Consider the following 19,412-nt stretch of genomic DNA (forward strand, 5'->3'; position numbering starts at 1 on the left):
GACTTAAATGGACAGACGGGCCAGCCGCGGCTGGCGTCCGTAGGTCAGATTGACGATGGCCCGAGTCACCACGATGGCGGTGAACATCGAGGCGACGATCCCGATCGACAGCGTGATGGCGAAGCCCTTGATCGGGCCGGTCCCGAAGATGAACAGCACCACGGCGGCGATCAGGGTCGTCACGTTGGCATCCGCGATGGTGGTCACGGCGCGGTCGTAGCCCGACGCGATCGCCGCCTGCGGCGACATGCCATTGCGCAGCTCCTCGCGGATGCGTTCGAAGATCAGCACGTTGGCGTCCACCGCCATGCCGACCGTAAGCACGATCCCGGCGATCCCCGGCAACGTCAGCGTGGCCTGCAGCATCGACAGCACCGACACGATGAACACCAGATTGAGCGCCAGCGCGACGTTGGCGATCACGCCGAACACCCGGTAGTACAGGATCATGAACAGCATGACCAGCACGAAGCCGATGATGACCGACTGGATCCCGCGGTCGATGTTCTCCTGACCCAGGCTCGGGCCGACCGTGCGTTCCTCCACGATCGACATGGGTGCAGCCAGCGCGCCGGCCCGCAGCAGCAGCGCCAGATTGCGCGCTTCAGTGGTGGAATCCAGCCCGGTGATCTGGAAACGCCCGCCCAGCGGCTCGTTGATGCGCGCGACGTTGATCACTTCCTCGCTCTGCGAGCTGCGCATCACGATTTCGCCGTCTTCTTCCTCGGTCTCGATCGTGGTCTCGATGAACACCGTGGCCATCAGCCGGCCGACGTTGTCCGAGGTCACGCGCGAGAAGATGCGAGCGCCCTGGCCGTCGAGATTGATGAAGACCGCCGGCCCGCCCGTATCGTCGGCGATGCCGGACGAGGCGTCCGTAATGAACTCCCCGGTGAGCATGACCTGCCGCTGCAGCAGCACCGGGGTGCCGTCACGCTCTTCGTACAGCCGGGTCCCGGAAGGCACCTCGCCGGTTTCGCGGGCCTCCATGGGGTCCCCGCTTTCGGACACCAGGCGGAATTCCAGCGTCGCGGTCGCACCCAGCACTTCCTTGGCGCGCGCGGTGTCCTGCACGCCCGGCAGCTGCACCACGATGCGATGCTCGCCCTGCTGGGCGATCAGCGGCTCGGCCACGCCCAGCTCATCCACGCGGGTGCGCAGCGTGGAGATGTTCTGTTGCAGCGCCTGGCGGCGCAGTTCAGTCAGGTGCTCCTCCTCGAGAGTGCCGACCAGCAACCAGTCGTCGTCCTCCCGGCGCGGGGCCCACTCGAGCTCGCCGCGGTATTCACTGCTCAGCCAGCTCTCGGCCTCGTCGCGCTCGCCGTCACTGGCAAAGCGAATGCGCAACTCGTCACCGCCATCCTCGAGCGCGGAGAAACTCAGGCGTTCCTCGCGCAGACGGGGGCGCAGCTCGTTGGTGTAGCGTTCGATGGCCGTACCGATCACCGCATTGAGGTCGACTTCCATCAGGAAGTGCACCCCGCCCCGCAGATCGAGCCCGAGCGACATCGGCTGGCCATTGATGGCACGCAGCCAGTCGGGCGTGGCCGGCGCCATGTTGAGCGCGACCGTATGGTTGTCATCCAGCGAATTCCGCAGGATTTCCGCGGCCCGGGACTGCTGGTCCGCGGTTTCGAACCGCAGCAGCAGCTGGCCGTCGCGGCGCTCGGCCCGCATCGGGGTCAGGCCCTGGGCACCGAGCACGGTACCGATCACGCCCTCCATGTTCTCCTCGACTTCCCCCGCCATGGGGTTGTCGATCTGCACGGACGGATCTTCGGGGAACAGGTTGGGGGCGGCATAAAGAAGCCCGATCGTCACGACCACGACGATCAGGGCATACACCCACACCGGATAGGAGTTGCGCATCGGCTACGGGCCTTCAGAGGTCTTTCAGGGAACCCTTGGGCATGACGGACTGCACGGACTGCTTCTGCACGACGACGTTCACGCCATCGGCCACATCGACGTGAATGAAGTTTTCGCCGACTTCCGTGATCTTCCCGGCCATGCCGCCATTGGTCACGATCTCGTCACCCTTCGACAGGGACTCGACCATGGAGCGATGTTCCTTGGCCCGCTTGCTCTGCGGACGAATGATCAGGAAGTACATGATCGCAAAGAAGATCACGATCATGATCAGGAATTCGATCAGGCCACCACCGGCGGCCTGGCCTTCCTGCGCGTGGGCGGCGGAAATCAGGAAATCCATGCAGCTTCTCCGTTCAGCAAATCGGTTCGGTCAAACAGGCGGCGCGAATTATGGCACAGCAGGCACGTCCATGCCGCGCCGGCCGTAGAAATCCGCCACGAAGGCGTCCAGTGCCCCTTCGGCAATCGCCCCGCGCATCCCGCGCATCAGGTCCTGGTAGTAATGCAGGTTGTGCGTGGTCGCCAGGCGCGAGCCGAGGATCTCGTTGCACTTGTCGAGGTGCTTGAGATAGGCCCGCGAGTAGTTGCGACACGCGTAACAGCCGCACTCGGGGTCGATCGGGCGGGTATCGTCGCGGAACCGTGCATTGCGGATCCGCAGGACCCCCTCGCGGGTATACAGAAAACCGTTGCGGGCGTTACGGGTCGGCATCACGCAGTCGAACATGTCCACGCCGCGGCGCACCGCCTCCACGATGTCTTCCGGCCGCCCCACTCCCATCAGATAGCGCGGCTGTTCCACCGGCAGCTCCGGCAGGGTCACGTCCAGTGTGGCAAGCCGCTCGTCCTCCGGCTCGCCCACCGACAGCCCGCCGATCGCGTAGCCGTCGAAGCCAATCGAGCGCAGGCCGGCCGCCGACTCCCGGCGCAGCTCGGGGATCATGCCCCCCTGCACGATGCCGAACAGCGCCGCCGGGTTGTCCCCGTGGGCCTGACGCGAGCGGTCCGCCCAGCGCAGCGAGAGCTCCATGGAGCGGCGCGCTTCGTCATGCGTGGCCGGATAAGGAGTGCACTCGTCGAAGATCATGACGATGTCCGAGCCCAGCTCGCGCTGCACCTGCATCGACGACTCGGGCGTCATCAGCACCTTCGAGCCGTCCACCGGCGACTGGAAGCGCACACCTTCCTCGCTGATCTTGCGCATCTCGGCCAGCGAGAAGACCTGGAACCCGCCGGAATCGGTCAGGATCGGCCCCTCCCAGTGCATGAAGTCATGCAGATCGCCGTGCGCCCGGATGATCTCCGTCCCGGGGCGCAGCATCAGATGGAAGGTATTGCCCAGGATGATCTGCGCCCCCAGCCCCGTGAGTTCCTCGGGGGTCATCGCCTTGACCGTGCCGTAGGTTCCCACCGGCATGAACGCCGGCGTCTCCACCTCCCCCCGCGGGAAGGTCAGCCGGCCGCGGCGGGCCGCACCGTCGCTGCCCAGATGTTCAAACTGCATCGGAAGTCTCCGCGCTCGGCGGCTGATCGTCCGGATCGCCGGGTGCCAGCCACATCGCATCCCCGTAACTGAAGAACCGGTAGCGCTGCGACACAGCGTGTGCGTAGGCCGCAAACAGCCGCCGATATCCGGCAAACGCCGATACCAGCATCAGCAGCGTGCTCTGCGGCAGATGAAAATTGGTGATCATGCGGTCCACCACGCGGAACGGATATCCCGGCTGGATGAACAGCCGCGTATCGCCCGTGAACGGCTCCAGCTCGCCACCCGCCGCAGCCGACTCCAGCGCACGCACGCAGGTCGTGCCCACGGCCACCACCCGGCCGCCGCGCTCGCGGCAGCGTGCCACCGCCGCGCACAGCTCCGGCGAGACCTCCAGCCACTCCGCGTGCATCTCGTGGTCCGTCGTGTCCTCCACCTTGACCGGCTGAAACGTCCCCGCGCCCACGTGCAGCGTCACCGTTGCCGTCTCCACGCCACTGTCGCGCAGTCCGCGCAGCAGGGTGTCGTCGAAATGCAGCCCCGCCGTCGGCGCCGCCACCGCCCCTTCTCGCCGCGCGAACACCGTCTGATAGCGCGTGGTGTCCTCCTGCTCCGGCGCACGTTCGATGTACGGCGGCAGCGGCACCTGACCATGGGCATGCAACAGGGCCGGCAGATCCTGCTCGCCCGCCTTTCCTTCGCCACACAGCGACAGGCGGAAGAACGGCCCCTCGCGCCCGGTCACTTCCACCTCGAAGGCCCCGTCCGCCAGCCACAACCGCACTCCGACGCCCGGAGCCCGGCTCGCACGCACCAGCGCCAGCGCCTCGCGCCCGCCTTCCAGCACCCGCTCGAACAGGACCTCCACCCGGCCGCCGCTCGCCTTCTGCCCGAACACCCGCGCCGGGATCACCCGCGTGTCATTGAGGACCAGCAGATCGCCCGGACGCAGCCAGCGCCCGATGTCCGCGAACACGGCATCCTCCGGCTCCCCGCCCTCCAGGACCAGCAACCGGGACCCGGTGCGCTCCGGCAACGGATCCTGCGCGATCAGCTCGGACGGGAGCTCGTAATCAAAATCGGCAACTCGCATGGCGCGCGATCCTACCATGCCCCGGCTCGCGGGATACCGTTCGGCCGTATTGCCACACCCCCTGCGTGCGCTACACTACGGGCGCTGCACGCCGGGATGGTGGAATTGGTATACACGGCGCACTCAAAATGCGCTGGCTTCGGCCTTGTGGGTTCGAGTCCCACTCCCGGCACCAGGCCGGTGTAGCTCAGCTGGTAGAGCGTCTGATTTGTAATCAGAATGTCGCAGGTTCGACTCCTGTCACCGGCTCCAATTTTTCAATCACTTATGTGCTTGTCGGTCACCCGATAACTTACCCGTGTGCCAGTTGTGTGACAGTTCGGAATCCGTTCACACGCATCATCCCACCGCTGCCAGGCGGCCACCGCGCGAGGCACCCGCTGCCGGAACACCGGTACCCACTGGGTCGCGCTGGATCGGGACCTCCCCGACGGTAGCCGTCCGCTGGGTGTGCCCTTGGCCTGCCCGTTCGATACCAAAGAAGAAGCTCAGGCCGCACCGGAGTGGTGCCACGAATTCGGCAATTCGGGGTTCATGTCGGCGGCTGGCAGGATGCATCCGAGCCGCTCAAGCTTCAGGAGTGGCGCAGCTTCAGATAATCGCTTCAGGCCAGGACCGAGTGACTGCATAAGGACGTCGCGATGAAGCAGTGCGACGGCGGACAGCCAATGCACCGGCCAATTTCAGGTTTGTTCCCAAACGCCGCCAAGCAAAAACCCTACATTGATGGCTGCTTTGGGCGACTTTCGGTATCGTCGTCGCATGGCGATAACAATTCACCCAAAAGTCGGGCAGATCTTGCTCTGCGATTTCTCTGCCGGGTTCAAGAACCCGGAAATGGTCAAGTCCGGGCGCCCGGTCGTCGTTCTGTCCCCACTTATGCAGGGTCGTCCTAATCTCGTGACCGTAGTGGCTCTAAGCACGAAACGGCCGGACCCGATAATGCCTTTTCACCTGGAATTACCACGCGCAGCGCTGCCTCAGCTGGGGCGATTCCAGGAGCAATCATCGTGGGTTAAGGGCGATATGGTCTATTCGGTGGGTTTCCACCGTTTGGATCTCATAAAGCTCGGGAAACGCGACTCTCGCACGGGGAAACGAATGTACTTCACCCGATGCCTTAGCAAAGAACGAATGCGAGAAATATACGGCTGCGTCATGCATGGACTTAATCTAGGACACGTTGCCCCGCACATCTGAGCCCAAGAAATGACAAAGCCCCCAGGAAGGGGGCTTGAACGCGACTCAGGCTGACTTGTCATCGCCGTTGCCCAAGTCGGCTACGCTGGGCGGACCTTTGCGTAGTCTCGAATGCCCGATGCCGGAGCAGAGCGGGAACGATTTCACTATGGGCTGTGCCTGCGCTTACGTCAAGGCCCCTGAATTCAACCGTCAATCTTCCGCATCCTCCAGGCGGGCCTGTTCGATCAGGACCGGGTAGACGTAACCGGCTCCGAAGTCCCTTTCGAGCACGTAGACCCCTTCCACCCGCACTCGGTCACCCGGATCGGCGGTCTGTTGGCTGGTGAGGGTAATGAAGTCGCCGGGCTCGCCGGTGCCGTCCACCAGTCGCAGGAAATTACGGCCCATGATGTCCTTGTTGACCTGCGCGATGATGCCTTCCAGGCGCACCGTCTCGCCCTCAAGCTCTTCCGGTGCCTGGTTCAGGGCTTCCACGCTGTGGATCTCGTTCGCGGCAACGGCCGTGGCCAGCAGGCCCGCAGCCAGCGGCAGGGCCAGCAGCATGTGGCGGATTCGGATCATGAAGTTCTCCTTTGCGGATCGGGTTCGGGCTGCGCGCCATTTTCGTCCCCGACGGCCGGCGTGTTGCGCCGACGGGCACGGAAGAAGTCGCGCAGCTGGGTCGCGGCGCGTTCGGCCAGCACGCCGCCGGTGACCGCCACGCGGTGGTTGTGGGCCGGATGGTGGATCAGGTCGATGGCACTGCCGGTGGCCCCGGTGCGTGGATCGGCCGCCGCGTACACCAGCCGAGCCACGCGGGCGTGGATGATGGCGCCGGCGCACATGGAACAGGGCTCCAGGGTCACGTAGAGGGTGGTGCCGGGGAGGCGGTAGTTGCCCACACGCTCCCCGGCCGCGCGCAGGGCGCGGATCTCGGCGTGCGCGGTGGCGTCACGGCTGGCGATCGGTGCGTTGTGGGCCGCCGCGAGGGCGTTGCCTTCGGCATCCACCAGCACCGCGCCTACGGGCACCTCGCCGGCTGCGGCTGCGGCCTCGGCCTGTGCGAGCGCCTGTTCCATCCAGCGCACGTCATCCTGCTCGCTCATGCGGCGCTGGCGGGCGCGGGCTCGTCCAGCGCCCGTTCGATGGCGCTGGCCAGATCCTGCGGGCGCCGCGTGGGGGCGAAGCGCCGGATCACGCGGCCGTCCCGCCCCACCAGAAACTTGGTAAAGTTCCATTTGATCCGCTGCGTGCCCAGGGCACCGGGGCCGGCCGTCTTGAGGTGGCGGAACAGCGGATCGGCGCCCTCCCCGTTCACCTCGATGCGGGCGAACACCGGGAAGCTCACGCCAAAGCGCAGGCCGCAGACCCGGATGGAGTCGGCATCGCCCGGCTCCTGGCGACCGAACTGGTTGCAGGGGAACCCCAGCACCCGGAAGCCGCGTTCGCCATAGCGGTCCTGCAGCGCCTGCAGCCCTTCGTACTGCGGGGTGAAACCGCACTGCGAGGCGACGTTGACGATCAGCAGCACCTCGCCGCGGTAATCGCCGAGCCGCTGCCGCCCGCCGTCGGCGCGGGTCACTTCGAAGTCATACACCGTGGCTTGCGGGTCGGCCATTATCCGTCCGCCTCCTGTCGCGCGAAGGATTGGAGTTCCGCCTCGAGGTCCGTAAGGCTGGCCGCCATGCCGCGGGACAGGGCGGCCACCAGGGCCCGGGGCGAGCGTTGTTGCAGGGCTTCGGTGGCCTCGAAATGCGCCAGCTCGGCCCGGTCAGCGCCACCCAGCCGGGTCCGCAACCCCACGCGGGCGGCATCGCGGCCGCTGTTCGTATCCAGGTCACCGTACAGGGCCGTGACCAGCACGTGCAGTTCCACCACCGGTTGCCCGGCCGCCCGCGCGGCGCGGGCGTCGTCCACCAGAACCACGGCGCCGTCGCCACGGGTCCAGCGTTCACGCAGCAGCTGTTCCACCTGTTCCGCCGGACGCAGGAACCATTCGTTGTAGTAGTCCGATTCGTACTCGTGCGGCCCCAGGCGGTACACCAGCCCCTTCTCGGCATAGGCGGGAGCCACGCGCACCGAGCCCAGCTCCACCGCCACGGGCGCCCCGGCATCGGCTGCGGGCGGCCCGGTGTCTTCCGGCAGTTCCAGCAGGAACCACGCCCGCTCCACCGGTTCGCGTTCGGCCAGCAGACCGCAGCCCCCCAGCAGGAATGCGGCCAGCACCGCCAGCAGTAGCGCGCGTGTCATCAGCGTTCCTCTCCCCGGTTGTCCCGGTCCATGATACTGCGCGGCGGCGGCGCCCCGAACAGGGTACCCGCCGGATTGCGCCGCACGTCTTCCGAAAGGCTGCGCAGGCTGCGCGTGGTGCTCTGCAGCTCTTCCAGGGTCTCCGCCAGTTTCGCCTCGTTCACTTCCACGCCGCGATCCAGGCGTTCCACCATACCCTCGATCCGGGCCACCAGCTCGCCGATCTCGGCCTGTTCCGCAGTGCGCCTCAGCTGACGCATGGTCTCGCGGGTCTCGCCCGGGAGGGCCTGCGTATCGGGATGGTCGAGGAGATTCTCGACGGATTCCATGATGCGCTCGGCGCTGGTGGCCGTGGTCTCCAGTTCGCCGATCAGGTCGTCCGCCCGTCCGGCGATGCCCTCCACGTCGATGCTCGACACGGTGTCGTCGAGATTGACCAGCAGGCTGTTGAGATTCCCCACCACGCCCTCGATATCGATATCGTCGATGCGTTCCAGCAGCTTCTCGGCATATTCAATGAACTGCATCGTGATGCTGGGCGCCGACGGCAGATAGGCGTGCTCCGGATCCCAGGGGTGGTCCAGCGGCGGGTGTTCCGCGGGATCGGCGAAGTCCGCCTCCAGGTAGTTCATGCCGGTGATGCCCTGGGCCGCCATGCGCACCCGCAGCCCGGCCTCGACCAGCTGCTCCAGGACATCGTCCTCGAACAGGGCTTCCTGCGGCGTGGTCGCAAAACGGTCCGGCCACAGGCGCGCGCGCACCAGCACGTAGCGCTTGCGTTCCGCCGGAGGCACATCCTGTTCGTACTCCACCGAGGTGAAACCCAGCCGGGTGACCTCGCCGATCTGGACCCCGCGGAATTTCACCGGGGCGCCGACCTCCAGTCCCTGCACCGACGAATCCATGTACGTCTCGATCATCATCGACGGTCGGAAGAAATTCCCCGCCGTCGCAATCAGCAGGATGATCACCAGCGCGGCGAGTCCGCCGAGGATGAACAGGCCCAGCCGGAAATGCTGTCGGGCACTCATGCGGAGGTCTCCTCGCCGTTGGCTGCTTCGTCCTGGTCGCCGCCCAGAAAGCGCCGCACCCAGGGGTGTGTCGACTCCTCGCGCAGGCGTCGCGGATCCCCGTCGGCGACGATGCCCCGGGTTTCCTTGTCGAGCATAATCACGCGGTCGGCGATGGCAAAAATGCTCGCGAGCTCGTGGCTCACGATCACGATGGTCATGCCCAGGCTGCGCGCGAGCCGCCGGATCAGCCGATCCAGCTCGCGCGAGGTAATCGGATCCAGCCCGGCCGAGGGTTCATCCAGGAACAGTACCGAGGGGTCGAGCGCCATGGCCCGCGCGATCGCGGCACGTTTCTGCATGCCGCCGGAGATCTCCGAGGGCATGAAATCCGCGAACGCGCCCAGCCCCACCAGCTGCAGCTTCGCGCGAGCCACAGCGTCCATCACCGGACGCGGCAGAGCGGTGTGAACCTCCAGCGGCAGGCGCACGTTTTCCAGCAGGGTCATGGACCCGAACAGCGCCCCCATCTGATACATCACCCCCATACCCCGCAGGATGGCCTCGAAACGCTCGCCGTCGGCGTGGGCAATATCCGCGTCGCCGATCCAGATCCTTCCGGCCTGCGGGGTATACAGCCCGATCATGTGCTTGAGCAGCGTGCTCTTGCCACTCCCGGAGCCCCCGAGGATCACGAAGATCTCGCCACGGCGGACCTCGAAGTTCAGATCACGCATCAGCACGAAATCGTCGAAGCCCATGGTCAGGCCTTCCACCCGGATCACCGGATCCGTATCGGACTGCGCCATGCCTCACACCCCCAGGTGATAGAACAGGACCGCGAACAGGCCGTCGAACACCACGATCAGGATGATCGCCGTAACCACCGCACTGGTGGTGGAGCCGCCCACCGCCGCCGCGCCGTTGCCGGTCTGCAGGCCGCGCAGGCAGCCAACGCTGGCCACCAGCAGGCCGAACACCCCGGCCTTGAACAATCCGGAGAACAGATCCGAAAGCGACACCGCGCCGGTCACCTGGTTGAGAAACGCAACCCACGGGATGCCGAAGCCCTGCAGCACCAGGGCCGCACCCAGCAGGCCAATCAGATTGGCGTACAGCGCCAGTAGCGGCGCGACCAGGATTCCCGCCAGCACCTTGGGCACCACCAGGAAGCGCACCGGATCCAGGGCCATGGTCTGCAGGGCATTCACCTCCTCGTTCACCTTCATGGTCCCGATCTCGGCGGCAAACGCAGCCCCCGAGCGCCCCGCCAGCAGGATCGCCATCATCAGCGGGCCCAGCTCGCGGAACAGCGACACCGCGACCAGATCGGCGACGAAGATCTCCGCGCCGAACTGACGCATCGCGATCGCCGACTGGAACGCCAGGATCACGCCCATCAGGAAGGCGATCAAAGAGACGATCGGCAGGGCCTGGAACCCGGCAACCTCGGCCACGCGAAAGGTGTCGCCCCAGCGCACCTGCCGCGGATGGCGCAGCGCCGCCCCCAGGGCACGGCCCAGTTCGCCGATGAACGCCATCTGCTCCCAGCCCGCGCGTCCCACCTGTCCGACCGCGTTCGTCCAGCGGCTGCGCCAGTCGCTGCGGCCCTCACCGCGCGCGGGCGTCACCGCATCCAGCTCACGATACGGAGCCAGCTGCTCCTCGACCATGCGCGTGGCGCCGACCAGCTCCAGCGTCACCCCCCCGGCCGCGGCATCGCGTTCCAGCGCGTGCAGCAGGGCGGCCCCGGCGCCGTCACAATAGCTCAGACCGGTGACATCCACGGGCAGGGTCCCGCCCCCCGCCTCGCGCGCCAGCAGGCGCACGCGATCGCGCAGCGGGCCCCAGGACCGTTCCACCGCGGCGGTGTCCAGGCTGCCCGACAGGCGCAGACCGGGGGACGGCCCGTCTGTGGCATCATGTTGGAAGGCTGGCCGCTGGGCCCCTGACGCTGTGTCCATGCCGTTTTCCCGACTCGTGCGCGACCATGGTAGCCGCGCCAGAGCGCGGGGGACACTCTGCAGATACAGGGGAACCATCCGGCCGCTACAAACTCTTCTGCAACTCCCCCATAACGCGAGAACGCCATGTCTTCGGGAACGGACGCCCTGCAGCGGGTGGAACAGGCCCTGAACCAGATCCTGCTCGGCAAGCCCCGCGCCATCCGTCTGGCGCTCACCTGCCTGCTGGCCAACGGCCATCTGCTGATCGAGGACCTGCCCGGCGTGGGCAAGACCACGCTGGCGCACGCACTGGCGCGCGCGATGAATCTGGACTACCGCCGGGTCCAGTTCACCAGCGACCTGCTACCGGGTGACGTGCTGGGCGTGTCGGTGTTCGAACAGGGCAGCGGCGAATTCCGCTTTCATCCCGGGCCGATCTTCACCCAGGTGCTGCTGGCCGACGAGGTCAACCGGGCACCACCGAAGACCCAGAGCGCCCTGCTGGAAGCCATGGAAGAACGCCAGGCCAGCGTGGAAGGCGCGACCCGCGACCTGCCCGAGCCGTTCTTCGTGATCGCCACCCAGAACCCCGAGGAGCAGGTCGGCACGCATCCGCTGCCGGAGTCGCAGCTGGACCGCTTTCTGATGCGCATCGAACTCGGCTACCCCGACCCAAGGGCCGAGCGCGCCCTGCTGGAACGCCGCGGGGACACCGGCCACCCGGCCCCGGACACCATGGCCACGCCGGAACAGCTGGCCGAGTGGCAGGCATCCGTGGATGCCGTGCACGCCGATTCCAAGGTGCTCGACTACCTCCAGGAGCTGGTGGCTGCCAGCCGCGATACCGCCCGCTTTGCCCACGGCCTGTCGCCGCGTGCCGGCGTGGGCCTGCTGCGCGCGGCGCGTGCCCATGCGTTCCTCGACGCGCGCGACTACATCACCCCCGACGACATCGCCCGGGTCCTGCCGGCGGTGGCCGGCCACCGCGTACGCGCCCGCGAGCCGCAGGATCCCGCCCGCACCGTGGAGGCCCTGCTGGAATGCGTGCCCAGCCGCTGAACCGTCGGCGACGCCTGCGCGGCGCCTGGCAGCGCCTGCGCGACGACGCGATCCGCTGGATCAACCGCCGCCACGCGCACGACGGCGAGCATGCGCGGCTGGGCCGCGACCGCATCTACATCCTGCCCACCCGCGCCGGTTACACCCTGCTCGGGATCATCCTGATCATGCTGCTGGGCTCGATCAACTACGCCAACAACATGGCGTTCCTGCTGACCTTCCTGCTGGCCGGGATCGGGCACAACGCCATCTGGTACACCCATCGCAACCTGCTGGGACTGGAGATCCGCCCGCTGCCGATCGCCCCGGTGTTCGCCGGGAGCGCGCCCGAAGCGCAACTGCGACTTCATGAAACCGACGGCCGGGGGCGCGAAGCCATTACCGTGCGGGTCGGTGCACACGCTTGCGAACCGGTCGCGATCCCCGCGGGTGGCCGGAGCGATGCCCGCATCGTGCTGCCGGCCGTGCCGCGCGGGGTCTACCGCCTGCCGCGCCAGCGCGTGGACACGCGCTTCCCGCTGGGGGTCCTGGAGGCCTGGAGCTGGCTCAATCTGGACGCCGAGATCCTGGTCTATCCGTCGCCCGTGGACCCGGGCCGGCCCCTGGCCGGACACGGCGACGGCGACGAGGACACCGGCGCCCGCGGACAGTCCGAGGAACCGCCCGACCACATCCGGCCCTACCGCCCCGGCGATCCGCCCGGCCGCATCATCTGGAAGGCCTATGCCCGCAGCGGCAAGCTGCACGTGCGCGAAAGTCCCGGCGGGGTACAGGACGACCTCTGGTTCGACTACGACGCGCTGCCCCACGGCGACACCGAGACCCGCCTGTCGATGCTCTGCCATCAGGTGCTGGAGGCCCATGCGCAGGAGCGCGTCTGGGGCCTGCGTCTGCCGGGCCAGCGCATCGACCCCGGCCAGGGCCCGGAACATCGTGACCACTGCCTGCAGGCGCTGGCCCGTTTTCGCACTGCCCCGGCACCCCTGCCGCTGGAGGACGGAGCATGAGTGAGGGCTGGCTCACCCGCCCGGCCCCGCCGCGCGAGGAACTGCGCGGGCTGGGCATCGCGCTGATCGCCCTGCCGGTGGCCGCGCTGCCGCACGCCTGGTACCAGCCGGCCTGGGTGACCCTGCTGATGGCCCTGGCCGTGCTGCTGCGCGGCTGGGTGCACTGGCGCGGGACCCGCGCGCCCTCGCTGTGGGTGATGAGCCTCCTCGCCCTGGGTGCCGGCGCCATGACCCTGGCACATTACGGCACCCTGTTCGGCCAGGAGGCCGGCAGCGCGCTGCTGCTGGTGATGATCGCGCTCAAGCTGCTGGAGGCGCGCAGCCGACGCGACGTGGTCATTGCGCTGTTTCTGGGTTATTTCGTCATCGTCACCACGTATTTCTTCGACCAGGCCTTCTGGATCGGGCTGTGGTCGCTGCTGGGGGCGCTGCTGCTGACCGCGGCCCTGGTGCAGCTGCACGCCGCCCGCCCGCTGACGCCCGGTTATCTGGCCCGCCGCGCCGGGACCATGCTGGTGCACGCCCTGCCGTTCATGCTCATCCTGTTCATCGTATTCCCGCGCATCGAAGGGCCGCTCTGGGGCGATCGCGAGGACCGGGACGACACCGCGCAGACCGGCCTGTCCGACGAGATGAACCCCGGCGACATCGCCGAACTGCTGCAGGACGAAACCGTCGCCGCCCGGGTCGAATTCGACGGCGAGATCCCGCCGACCCGCGCACAGTACTGGCGGAGCATGGTGATGACCGACTTCGACGGCCGCCAGTGGCGGGCCGATCGCGGAGATTCTTCGATCGAGCCGCCCGCGGTGGAGGGCGATACCGTCGACTACACAGTCACGCTGGAACCCACGCGTTCCCGCTACCTGCCGGTTCTGGAATATCCCGCCCGCCTGCCCGACGATGCCGAGCTGCGCGCGAACCATCAGGTCATCCGCGACCAGCGCATCACCGGACGCATCCAGTACACCGCTAGCGCCGATCTGACGCGTCCCCCGGGCAGCGACGCCGACACTCCCGCCCTGGATCCCGAGACCCGCGAGCGGGCGCTGGCGCTGCCCCCGGGCGCCGCGCCGCAGGCCCGCGCCCAGGCCGGACTCTGGACGGCCACGCACGACGACCCGCGCGCCATCGTTGAAACCGCCCTGACGCGGTTCTCCGGCGAACCCTATCGCTACACCCTGCAACCACCGCAGACGACGGGCGATCACACCGATGCGTTCCTGTTCGATACCCACGCCGGCTACTGCGAACACTACGCCTCGGCGTTCGCGGTGCTGATGCGGGCGGCGGGCATCCCCGCGCGGGTGGTCACTGGCTATCACGGAGGCGAGTGGCGCGAACGCGGTGGCTATCTGCGCCTGCGCAACGCCGACGCCCATGCCTGGAACGAGGTCTGGATCGACGGCGAGGGCTGGCTGCGGGTCGACCCCACTGCGGCGATCGCGCCCGAGCGCATCGAGCAGGGCCTGCAGGGCCTGTCACCCTCCGAGGGCGAACAGACACCGGACTTCCTGCGCCGCGAGGGCCTCTCCTGGCTGCAGCAGGCGCGTTTCGAGCTGCAGGACTGGCGGGAGTTCATCGGCTTTCGCTGGGAGACCTGGGTGCTGGCGTTCACCCCCGAGCGTCAGCAGCGGCTGTTCGAGCGCTTTGGCCTGGACCCGCGCGACTGGCGCAGCGTGCTGATCGCGCTGGGGGTCAGCTTCGGCACCCTGGCCGCCGGGGTCGCGCTGTGGCTGCTGCTGCGCGGACGCGAGCGCCGGGATCCGGCGCAGCGCGCCCTCCACCGGCTGTCCCGGCGCCTGCGCGGTGCGGGGCTGGCGCACCAGCCGCACGAGAGCGTGGATGCCTGGGTGCAGCGCGTGGCCGCGGCCCGGCCGCAGGACCGCGAAGCCCTGGAGGCTTTCGCCCGGCACTACAACGCCCTGCGCTTCGCGCCGCTGGACAGACAGGGACGACACGAACAGCGCCAGGCCCTGAAGGCCACTCTCGCCCGCATCCCGCGGCGCCGGCCGGCCACGGCCACGGACGCGGAAACGCCTGCCGACACCCGGCCCTGAGCGGGGCTCCGGGTCAGGAGCGGGGGGTCAGCGGGATCAGAAGGTATTGGCCACCGAGGCCACGCCCGGCGCCCGCGAGCGCACCAGGCGCTCGACCACGTTCTTGAGATCCAGGGTGGAACGCGGGCAGCCGACACAGGCCCCCTTCAGGCGCACGCGCACGGTGCGCCCGTCCAGCTCGACGAACTCGATGTCGCCGCCATCCTGCATCATGATGCGCCGCGCCTCCTCGATGGCCTCGCGCACCGCGTCCTCGTCGATGGGGCCGTCGGCCGGCACGTCGGCCTGTTCCCGGGCCGCATGGGTCTGGGCCCGGTCCAGGCGCAGCGCCAGCTCCGGATCGAGCTCCTCAATCGCGTCCAGCTCTTCCTCGCTGTAGACGTGATCGGGGTCGTCCTTCAGCAGGTGCGACACGTCCACCATGACCTGTGCGTTATCGGGACGCGTTTGATCTCCCGCCATGATCCGGCCTCCGCTAGCTCGCAGTGCGGCCAGTATAGCAACGCCGCGCGCGATCACGTCGCGAGGCCTCACCGGCTCCCCGGATTCCGCCGGATCCGGCGCGGGCCAGCGCAGGCGCATGCGCAACCGGCGCAGGTCGTCCGCGTCCACACGCCCCGGGTACAGCCACAGAGTCCCCGGGCGCCCCCCACCCGCGGGGCGATAGCGCAGCACCACGCGGGTAGAGAACACCCGGGTGTCCGGCAGGATCTCGATATCGTGGATGCGTTCCTGGCGCAGGCCCTCGGCGGTGGCCAGCCACCAGCGTCCGTACGCGGTGCACCCCAGCCAGTCGAAGTGCGGCTGGCGGCCACGCCGGGACCAGCCGAACGCGGCCGCCACCAGTACGCCCGCCACCGGCCATGTCCACGATACGGTGTAGACCAGGGCGTACAGCAAAACCGCGGTGCTCAGCAGCACCTGACCGGCGAGGATCCGGCGCGCGAGCCCCGGATCAGGGTGCAGGCGCAGCCGCAGCGGCGGCGCGGATGAGCGGGGCAAGCCGGGCTATCCCGGCATCCGCGGTGGTCTGGCGGCCCATGACCACCTCGTAGAGCACGTTGTCGGGATAATCCAGCAGCCGTTCGAAGGCATCGCGACCCTCCTGGTCCAGTTGCGCATATCCCTGCGCGAGAAACTCCCCGAGCAGCCAGTCGTTCTCCAGCATGCCCCGGCGGCAGCGCCAGCGAGTGCGGCTGTCGGGTTCCGTCACAGTGACCTCTTCAGCATGGTGCGGCGGATGTCGCTGATCGCCTTCGCCGGATTGAGGCCCTTGGGACAGACCTGGGTGCAGTTCATGATGGTGTGACAGCGGTACAGCTTCCAGGCGTCATCCAGCCGGTCCAGCCGGTGCTCGGTGGCCTCGTCGCGGGTGTCCTTGATGAAGCGCGCGGCCTGCAGCAGCGCGGCGGGGCCGAGGAACTTGTCCGGGTTCCACCAGTACGACGGGCAGGCCGCCGAACAGCAGCCGCACAGGATGCACTCGTACAGCCCGTCCAGCTCGTCGCGGTCGGCCGGGTCCTGCTTGCGCTCCACCTCGGGCTCCGGGCTGTCGTTCACCAGCCAGGGCTCGGCCGCGCGATACTGGTCCCAGAAATTGGTCATGTCCACGATCAGATCGCGGATCACCGGCATCCCCGGGAACGGACGCAGGGTCACCGGGGTATCCAGCTCCTCCAGCGGCGTCACGCAGGCCAGTCCGTTGGTGCCATTGATGTTCATGCCGTCGGAACCGCAGACCCCGTGCTGGCAGGAACGCCGGAAACCCAGCGAGTCGTCCTGCTCCTTCAGCAGCAGCAGGGCATCCAGCAGCATCATCCCCGGCTCCATCTGCTCGTCGGGCAGGGTGAAACGCTGCATCTTCGGCAGCGTGTCGGTCTCCGGGTTGAAGCGGTAGATCGAGAATTCCATCAGTAGGTGCGCTCCTTCGGCGGGAACGAGGCCACGGTATTCGGCCGGGTCCGCACCGGCTTGTAGTCGAGGCTGTCGTCCTCCAGCGAGTACAGGCTGTGGCGCAGCCAGCGCTGATCGTCGCGTTCCGGGAAGTCGATGCGCGAATGCGCGCCACGGCTCTCCTCGCGTCCCAGCGCGGAGCGGATGGTGGCGATCGCGCAGTCCATCAGGTTCTCCAGCTCCATCGCCTCCACCCGCGCGGTGTTGAACGTGGGCGTGTGGTCATGGATCACCGCGTGGTCCAGGCGCCGGCGCAGCTCTCGTACCTTCTCCACACCCTCGCGCATCACCTGGTCGGTGCGGAACACCGAACAGTGGTCCTCCATCACCTTGCGCAGTTCGCGCTTGAGCCCGTCCACCGACTCGATCTCGCCGGTGCCCGAATCCCGCCGATCCCAGCGGGCGAGCCGCGCCATGGCCTGCTCCACCGCGGATTCGTCCAGCGGACGGTGATAGCGGTTTTCCTCGAGGTATTCGAGGATGTGATTGGCTGCGGCGCGGCCGAACACCAGGATGTCCAGCAACGAGTTGCCCCCCAGCCGGTTCGCCCCGTGGACGGATACACAGGCCGCCTCGCCGGCGGCATACAGCCCCGGCACCGGGTCCTCGGGCGAGTCCTTGACCGGCGCGACCACCTGCCCGTCGCGGTTGGTGGGGATCCCGCCCATGCTGTAGTGACAGGTCGGGAACACCGGGATCGGCGCCTCGATCGGATCCACGTTGAGAAAGGTCTGGCTGGCCTCGCGGATCCCGGGCAGGCGCTGCATGATGGTGTCCGCCCCCAGATGGCGCAGGTCGAGGAACACGTGATCGGCGTTGCGCCCGCAGCCGCGGCCTTCGCGCACCTCGGTGGCGATCGCACGCGAGACCACGTCGCGCGAGGCCAGATCCTTCGCGTTCGGCGCATAGCGCTCCATGAAGCGCTCGCCGTCGGAATTGATCAGGTAGCCGCCCTCGCCGCGCGCGCCCTCGGTGATCAGCATCCCGCGCCCGGCGATCCCGGTGGGATGGAACTGCACGAATTCCATGTCCTCCAGCGGGATCCCCGCGCGCAGGGCCATCGCCATGCCGTCGCCGGTGTTGATCAGCGCATTGGTGGTGGTGCGGAACAGCTGCCCCGCCCCGCCGGTGGCGATCAGCGTGGTCTTGGCCTCGATCACGATCGGCTCGCCACTGAGGATCTCGAACGCCAGCACCCCCAGCACGTGGCCCTCGGCATCGCGCAGCAGGTCCACAGCGAAATATTCGTCGAAGAAATGGGTGCGCGCGCGCAGGTTCTGCTGGTAAAGCGAGTGCAGGATCGCGTGGCCGGTGCGGTCGGCGGCGGCGCAGGTGCGCGCGGCCTGGTCCTGACCGAAGTTCTGGCTCTGCCCGCCGAACGCCCGCTGGTAGATGTTGCCGTTGTCCAGGCGCGAGAACGGCACGCCGAAGTGGTCCAGCTCGTAGACCACCCTGGAGGCGGCGCGACACATGTATTCGATCGCGTCCTGGTCGCCGAGGTAGTCGGAACCCTTCACCGTGTCGAACATGTGCCAGTGCCAGGAATCGGGCAGCACGTTGGCCAGCGCGGCGTTCACCCCGCCCTGCGCCGCCACGGTATGCGAGCGCGTGGGGAACACCTTGGACACCACGGCCACCTTGGCCTCGGCGTTGGACAGCTGCAGGGCTGCCCGCAGGCCGGCCCCGCCGGCCCCGATGATGAGGGCGTCGAACTTGCGCCGGGTCACGTTCATGAAAGCCATGCCTTGAACAGGATTGCGAAGGCCCACAGGCCGAGGATCAGCAGGCCGGTGGCCGACAGGATCAGCACCGTCAGACGGGTGCCGAAGGGATGGACGTAGTCCATGATCACGTCGCGCAGGCCGATCCATGCGTGCAGCAGCAGGGCTACCACGCCCACCGCCGTCAGCAGGCCCACCAGCGGATGCCCGACAAAGGCGAGCCAGCGGGCATGATCGGCCGGCGCGAAGAAGATGAAATAGCCCAGCATCAGCACGGTGAACACGCCCAGATACACCGCAGTGATCCGCTGCAGCAGCCAGGCGCGCTGTCCGCTCAGGAGTCTCACAGCCACAGCCCTCCCCAGACGATCAGGGTGGCGACGATCCCCGCAATCAGGGCCTGGCGCGCGGTGCGCAGCGACCCCTCGCGGTCCTCGCCGATCCCGAATTCCATCGCCAGATAGCGGATGCCCGCGAACAGGTGATGCAGCAGCCACCACAGGACACCCAGCAGCACCAGCAGGCCCAGCGGGTGACCGACCCAGCCGGCCACGCGGGCAAAACCCTGGGGGCCGGACAGCGAGAGCTGCAGCAGCCACAACAGCACGGGGATCGCGAGAATCAGCAGCACGCCGGTCACGCGGTGCAGAATCGAGACCACGGCATTCAGCGGAAACCGGATCCTGCGCAGATCGAGGAAAACGGGACGAACCGGTGACCGGGGCATGCGACCTCTCGCTCGTGATGGGCGACATAAGGGATCCTGACACCCG

General features: G+C 67.8%; 21 protein-coding genes and 2 tRNA genes. 6 read left to right on the forward strand and 17 right to left on the reverse strand.

Features of this window, described 5'->3' with window-relative positions; translation table 11 throughout:
• Positions 1-3: 3 nt before the first annotated feature.
• The 4 genes from secD to queA are packed head-to-tail and all read right to left on the reverse strand — an operon-like array spanning position 4 to position 4,451.
• Entirely contained in the window at positions 4-1,869 is a 1,866-nt protein-coding gene (secD, locus tag C998_RS0108365) for a protein translocase subunit SecD (RefSeq protein ID WP_018870411.1), read from the reverse strand.
• A 13-nt stretch (positions 1,870-1,882) separates the two neighbouring features.
• Complete coding sequence (gene yajC / locus C998_RS0108370; protein ID WP_018870412.1) at positions 1,883-2,212, reverse strand: preprotein translocase subunit YajC; 330 nt, start codon at positions 2,210-2,212, stop codon at positions 1,883-1,885.
• Positions 2,213-2,260: 48 nt separating this feature from the next.
• Complete coding sequence (tgt, locus tag C998_RS0108375) at positions 2,261-3,376, reverse strand: tRNA guanosine(34) transglycosylase Tgt (RefSeq protein ID WP_018870413.1); 1,116 nt, start codon at positions 3,374-3,376, stop codon at positions 2,261-2,263.
• Positions 3,366-4,451, reverse strand: a complete 1,086-nt coding sequence (gene queA / locus C998_RS0108380; protein WP_018870414.1) for a tRNA preQ1(34) S-adenosylmethionine ribosyltransferase-isomerase QueA — start codon at positions 4,449-4,451, stop codon at positions 3,366-3,368. Before queA ends, tgt begins: the two co-directional genes overlap by 11 nt.
• A 90-nt stretch (positions 4,452-4,541) precedes the next feature.
• On the opposite strand from queA, the gene C998_RS0108385 reads away from it, so the two are divergent.
• The 3 genes from C998_RS0108385 (at position 4,542) to C998_RS15365 (ending at position 5,651) form a co-directional block, all read left to right on the forward strand.
• A tRNA-Leu gene (locus C998_RS0108385) sits at positions 4,542-4,626 on the forward strand.
• 1 nt (position 4,627) lies between these two features.
• Positions 4,628-4,703: transfer RNA gene (locus tag C998_RS0108390), tRNA-Thr, on the forward strand.
• Positions 4,704-5,213: 510 nt separating this feature from the next.
• Positions 5,214-5,651, forward strand: coding sequence for a type II toxin-antitoxin system PemK/MazF family toxin (locus C998_RS15365; protein WP_081617423.1), 438 nt, complete (start codon positions 5,214-5,216; stop codon positions 5,649-5,651).
• 192 nt (positions 5,652-5,843) lie between these two features.
• Here the strand turns inward: C998_RS15365 and C998_RS0108395 are convergent, their stop codons facing one another.
• Genes C998_RS0108395 through C998_RS0108425 form a run of 7 tightly spaced genes read right to left on the reverse strand, consistent with a single transcriptional unit; the run spans position 5,844 to position 10,857 of the window.
• A complete protein-coding gene (locus C998_RS0108395; RefSeq protein WP_018870415.1) occupies positions 5,844-6,215 on the reverse strand; it encodes a hypothetical protein in 372 nt (123 codons plus the stop codon).
• Entirely contained in the window at positions 6,212-6,739 is a 528-nt protein-coding gene (tadA, locus tag C998_RS0108400) for a tRNA adenosine(34) deaminase TadA (protein WP_018870416.1), read from the reverse strand. Before tadA ends, C998_RS0108395 begins: the two co-directional genes overlap by 4 nt.
• Positions 6,736-7,251: a glutathione peroxidase gene (locus C998_RS0108405; RefSeq protein WP_018870417.1), complete on the reverse strand. Its 516-nt coding sequence runs from the start codon at positions 7,249-7,251 to the stop codon at positions 6,736-6,738. The genes tadA and C998_RS0108405 overlap by 4 nt, the downstream gene beginning before the upstream one ends.
• On the reverse strand, positions 7,251-7,883 hold the full coding sequence (locus C998_RS0108410; RefSeq protein WP_018870418.1) for a membrane integrity-associated transporter subunit PqiC: 633 nt from the start codon (positions 7,881-7,883) through the stop codon (positions 7,251-7,253). Before C998_RS0108410 ends, C998_RS0108405 begins: the two co-directional genes overlap by 1 nt.
• The gene (locus tag C998_RS0108415) at positions 7,883-8,914 is read right to left on the reverse strand and encodes an MlaD family protein (RefSeq protein ID WP_018870419.1); all 1,032 of its coding nucleotides are present in this window, start codon (positions 8,912-8,914) and stop codon (positions 7,883-7,885) included. The genes C998_RS0108410 and C998_RS0108415 overlap by 1 nt, the downstream gene beginning before the upstream one ends.
• Positions 8,911-9,702: an ABC transporter ATP-binding protein gene (locus tag C998_RS0108420; RefSeq protein ID WP_018870420.1), complete on the reverse strand. Its 792-nt coding sequence runs from the start codon at positions 9,700-9,702 to the stop codon at positions 8,911-8,913. Before C998_RS0108420 ends, C998_RS0108415 begins: the two co-directional genes overlap by 4 nt.
• A gap of 3 nt (positions 9,703-9,705) precedes the next feature.
• Entirely contained in the window at positions 9,706-10,857 is a 1,152-nt protein-coding gene (locus C998_RS0108425; protein ID WP_018870421.1) for an ABC transporter permease, read from the reverse strand.
• 126 nt (positions 10,858-10,983) lie between these two features.
• Here C998_RS0108425 and C998_RS0108430 point away from each other — a divergent pair, with 126 nt between their 5' ends.
• The 3 genes from C998_RS0108430 to C998_RS0108440 are packed head-to-tail and all read left to right on the forward strand — an operon-like array spanning position 10,984 to position 14,965.
• Positions 10,984-11,898 carry a MoxR family ATPase gene (locus tag C998_RS0108430; RefSeq protein WP_018870422.1) on the forward strand — a complete coding sequence of 305 codons (915 nt, stop codon included), beginning with the start codon at positions 10,984-10,986 and terminating at the stop codon, positions 11,896-11,898.
• On the forward strand, positions 11,880-12,905 hold the full coding sequence (locus tag C998_RS0108435; RefSeq protein ID WP_018870423.1) for a DUF58 domain-containing protein: 1,026 nt from the start codon (positions 11,880-11,882) through the stop codon (positions 12,903-12,905). The genes C998_RS0108430 and C998_RS0108435 overlap by 19 nt, the downstream gene beginning before the upstream one ends.
• Complete coding sequence (locus C998_RS0108440) at positions 12,902-14,965, forward strand: DUF3488 and transglutaminase-like domain-containing protein (protein WP_018870424.1); 2,064 nt, start codon at positions 12,902-12,904, stop codon at positions 14,963-14,965. Before C998_RS0108435 ends, C998_RS0108440 begins: the two co-directional genes overlap by 4 nt.
• Before the next feature lie 36 nt (positions 14,966-15,001).
• Here C998_RS0108440 and C998_RS0108445 read toward each other — a convergent pair whose 3' ends face one another.
• Genes C998_RS0108445 through sdhC form a run of 6 tightly spaced genes read right to left on the reverse strand, consistent with a single transcriptional unit; the run spans position 15,002 to position 19,366 of the window.
• Entirely contained in the window at positions 15,002-15,967 is a 966-nt protein-coding gene (locus C998_RS0108445; protein WP_018870425.1) for a NifU family protein, read from the reverse strand.
• Positions 15,921-16,133 (reverse strand): succinate dehydrogenase assembly factor 2, encoded by a 213-nt coding sequence (locus C998_RS0108450; RefSeq protein ID WP_019569941.1) that lies wholly within the window; start codon positions 16,131-16,133, stop codon positions 15,921-15,923. The genes C998_RS0108445 and C998_RS0108450 overlap by 47 nt, the downstream gene beginning before the upstream one ends.
• A 41-nt stretch (positions 16,134-16,174) precedes the next feature.
• Positions 16,175-16,876, reverse strand: coding sequence for a succinate dehydrogenase iron-sulfur subunit (locus tag C998_RS0108455; RefSeq protein WP_018870427.1), 702 nt, complete (start codon positions 16,874-16,876; stop codon positions 16,175-16,177).
• The gene (gene sdhA, locus C998_RS0108460; RefSeq protein ID WP_018870428.1) at positions 16,876-18,651 is read right to left on the reverse strand and encodes a succinate dehydrogenase flavoprotein subunit; all 1,776 of its coding nucleotides are present in this window, start codon (positions 18,649-18,651) and stop codon (positions 16,876-16,878) included. The genes C998_RS0108455 and sdhA overlap by 1 nt, the downstream gene beginning before the upstream one ends.
• Entirely contained in the window at positions 18,648-18,986 is a 339-nt protein-coding gene (gene sdhD, locus C998_RS0108465; RefSeq protein WP_018870429.1) for a succinate dehydrogenase, hydrophobic membrane anchor protein, read from the reverse strand. Before sdhD ends, sdhA begins: the two co-directional genes overlap by 4 nt.
• Complete coding sequence (sdhC, locus tag C998_RS0108470; protein ID WP_018870430.1) at positions 18,983-19,366, reverse strand: succinate dehydrogenase, cytochrome b556 subunit; 384 nt, start codon at positions 19,364-19,366, stop codon at positions 18,983-18,985. The genes sdhD and sdhC overlap by 4 nt, the downstream gene beginning before the upstream one ends.
• Positions 19,367-19,412: the final 46 nt, after the last annotated feature.

The sequence above is a fragment of the Thioalkalivibrio sp. ALgr3 genome (assembly GCF_000377325.1).
Classification (GTDB): domain Bacteria; phylum Pseudomonadota; class Gammaproteobacteria; order Ectothiorhodospirales; family Ectothiorhodospiraceae; genus Thioalkalivibrio.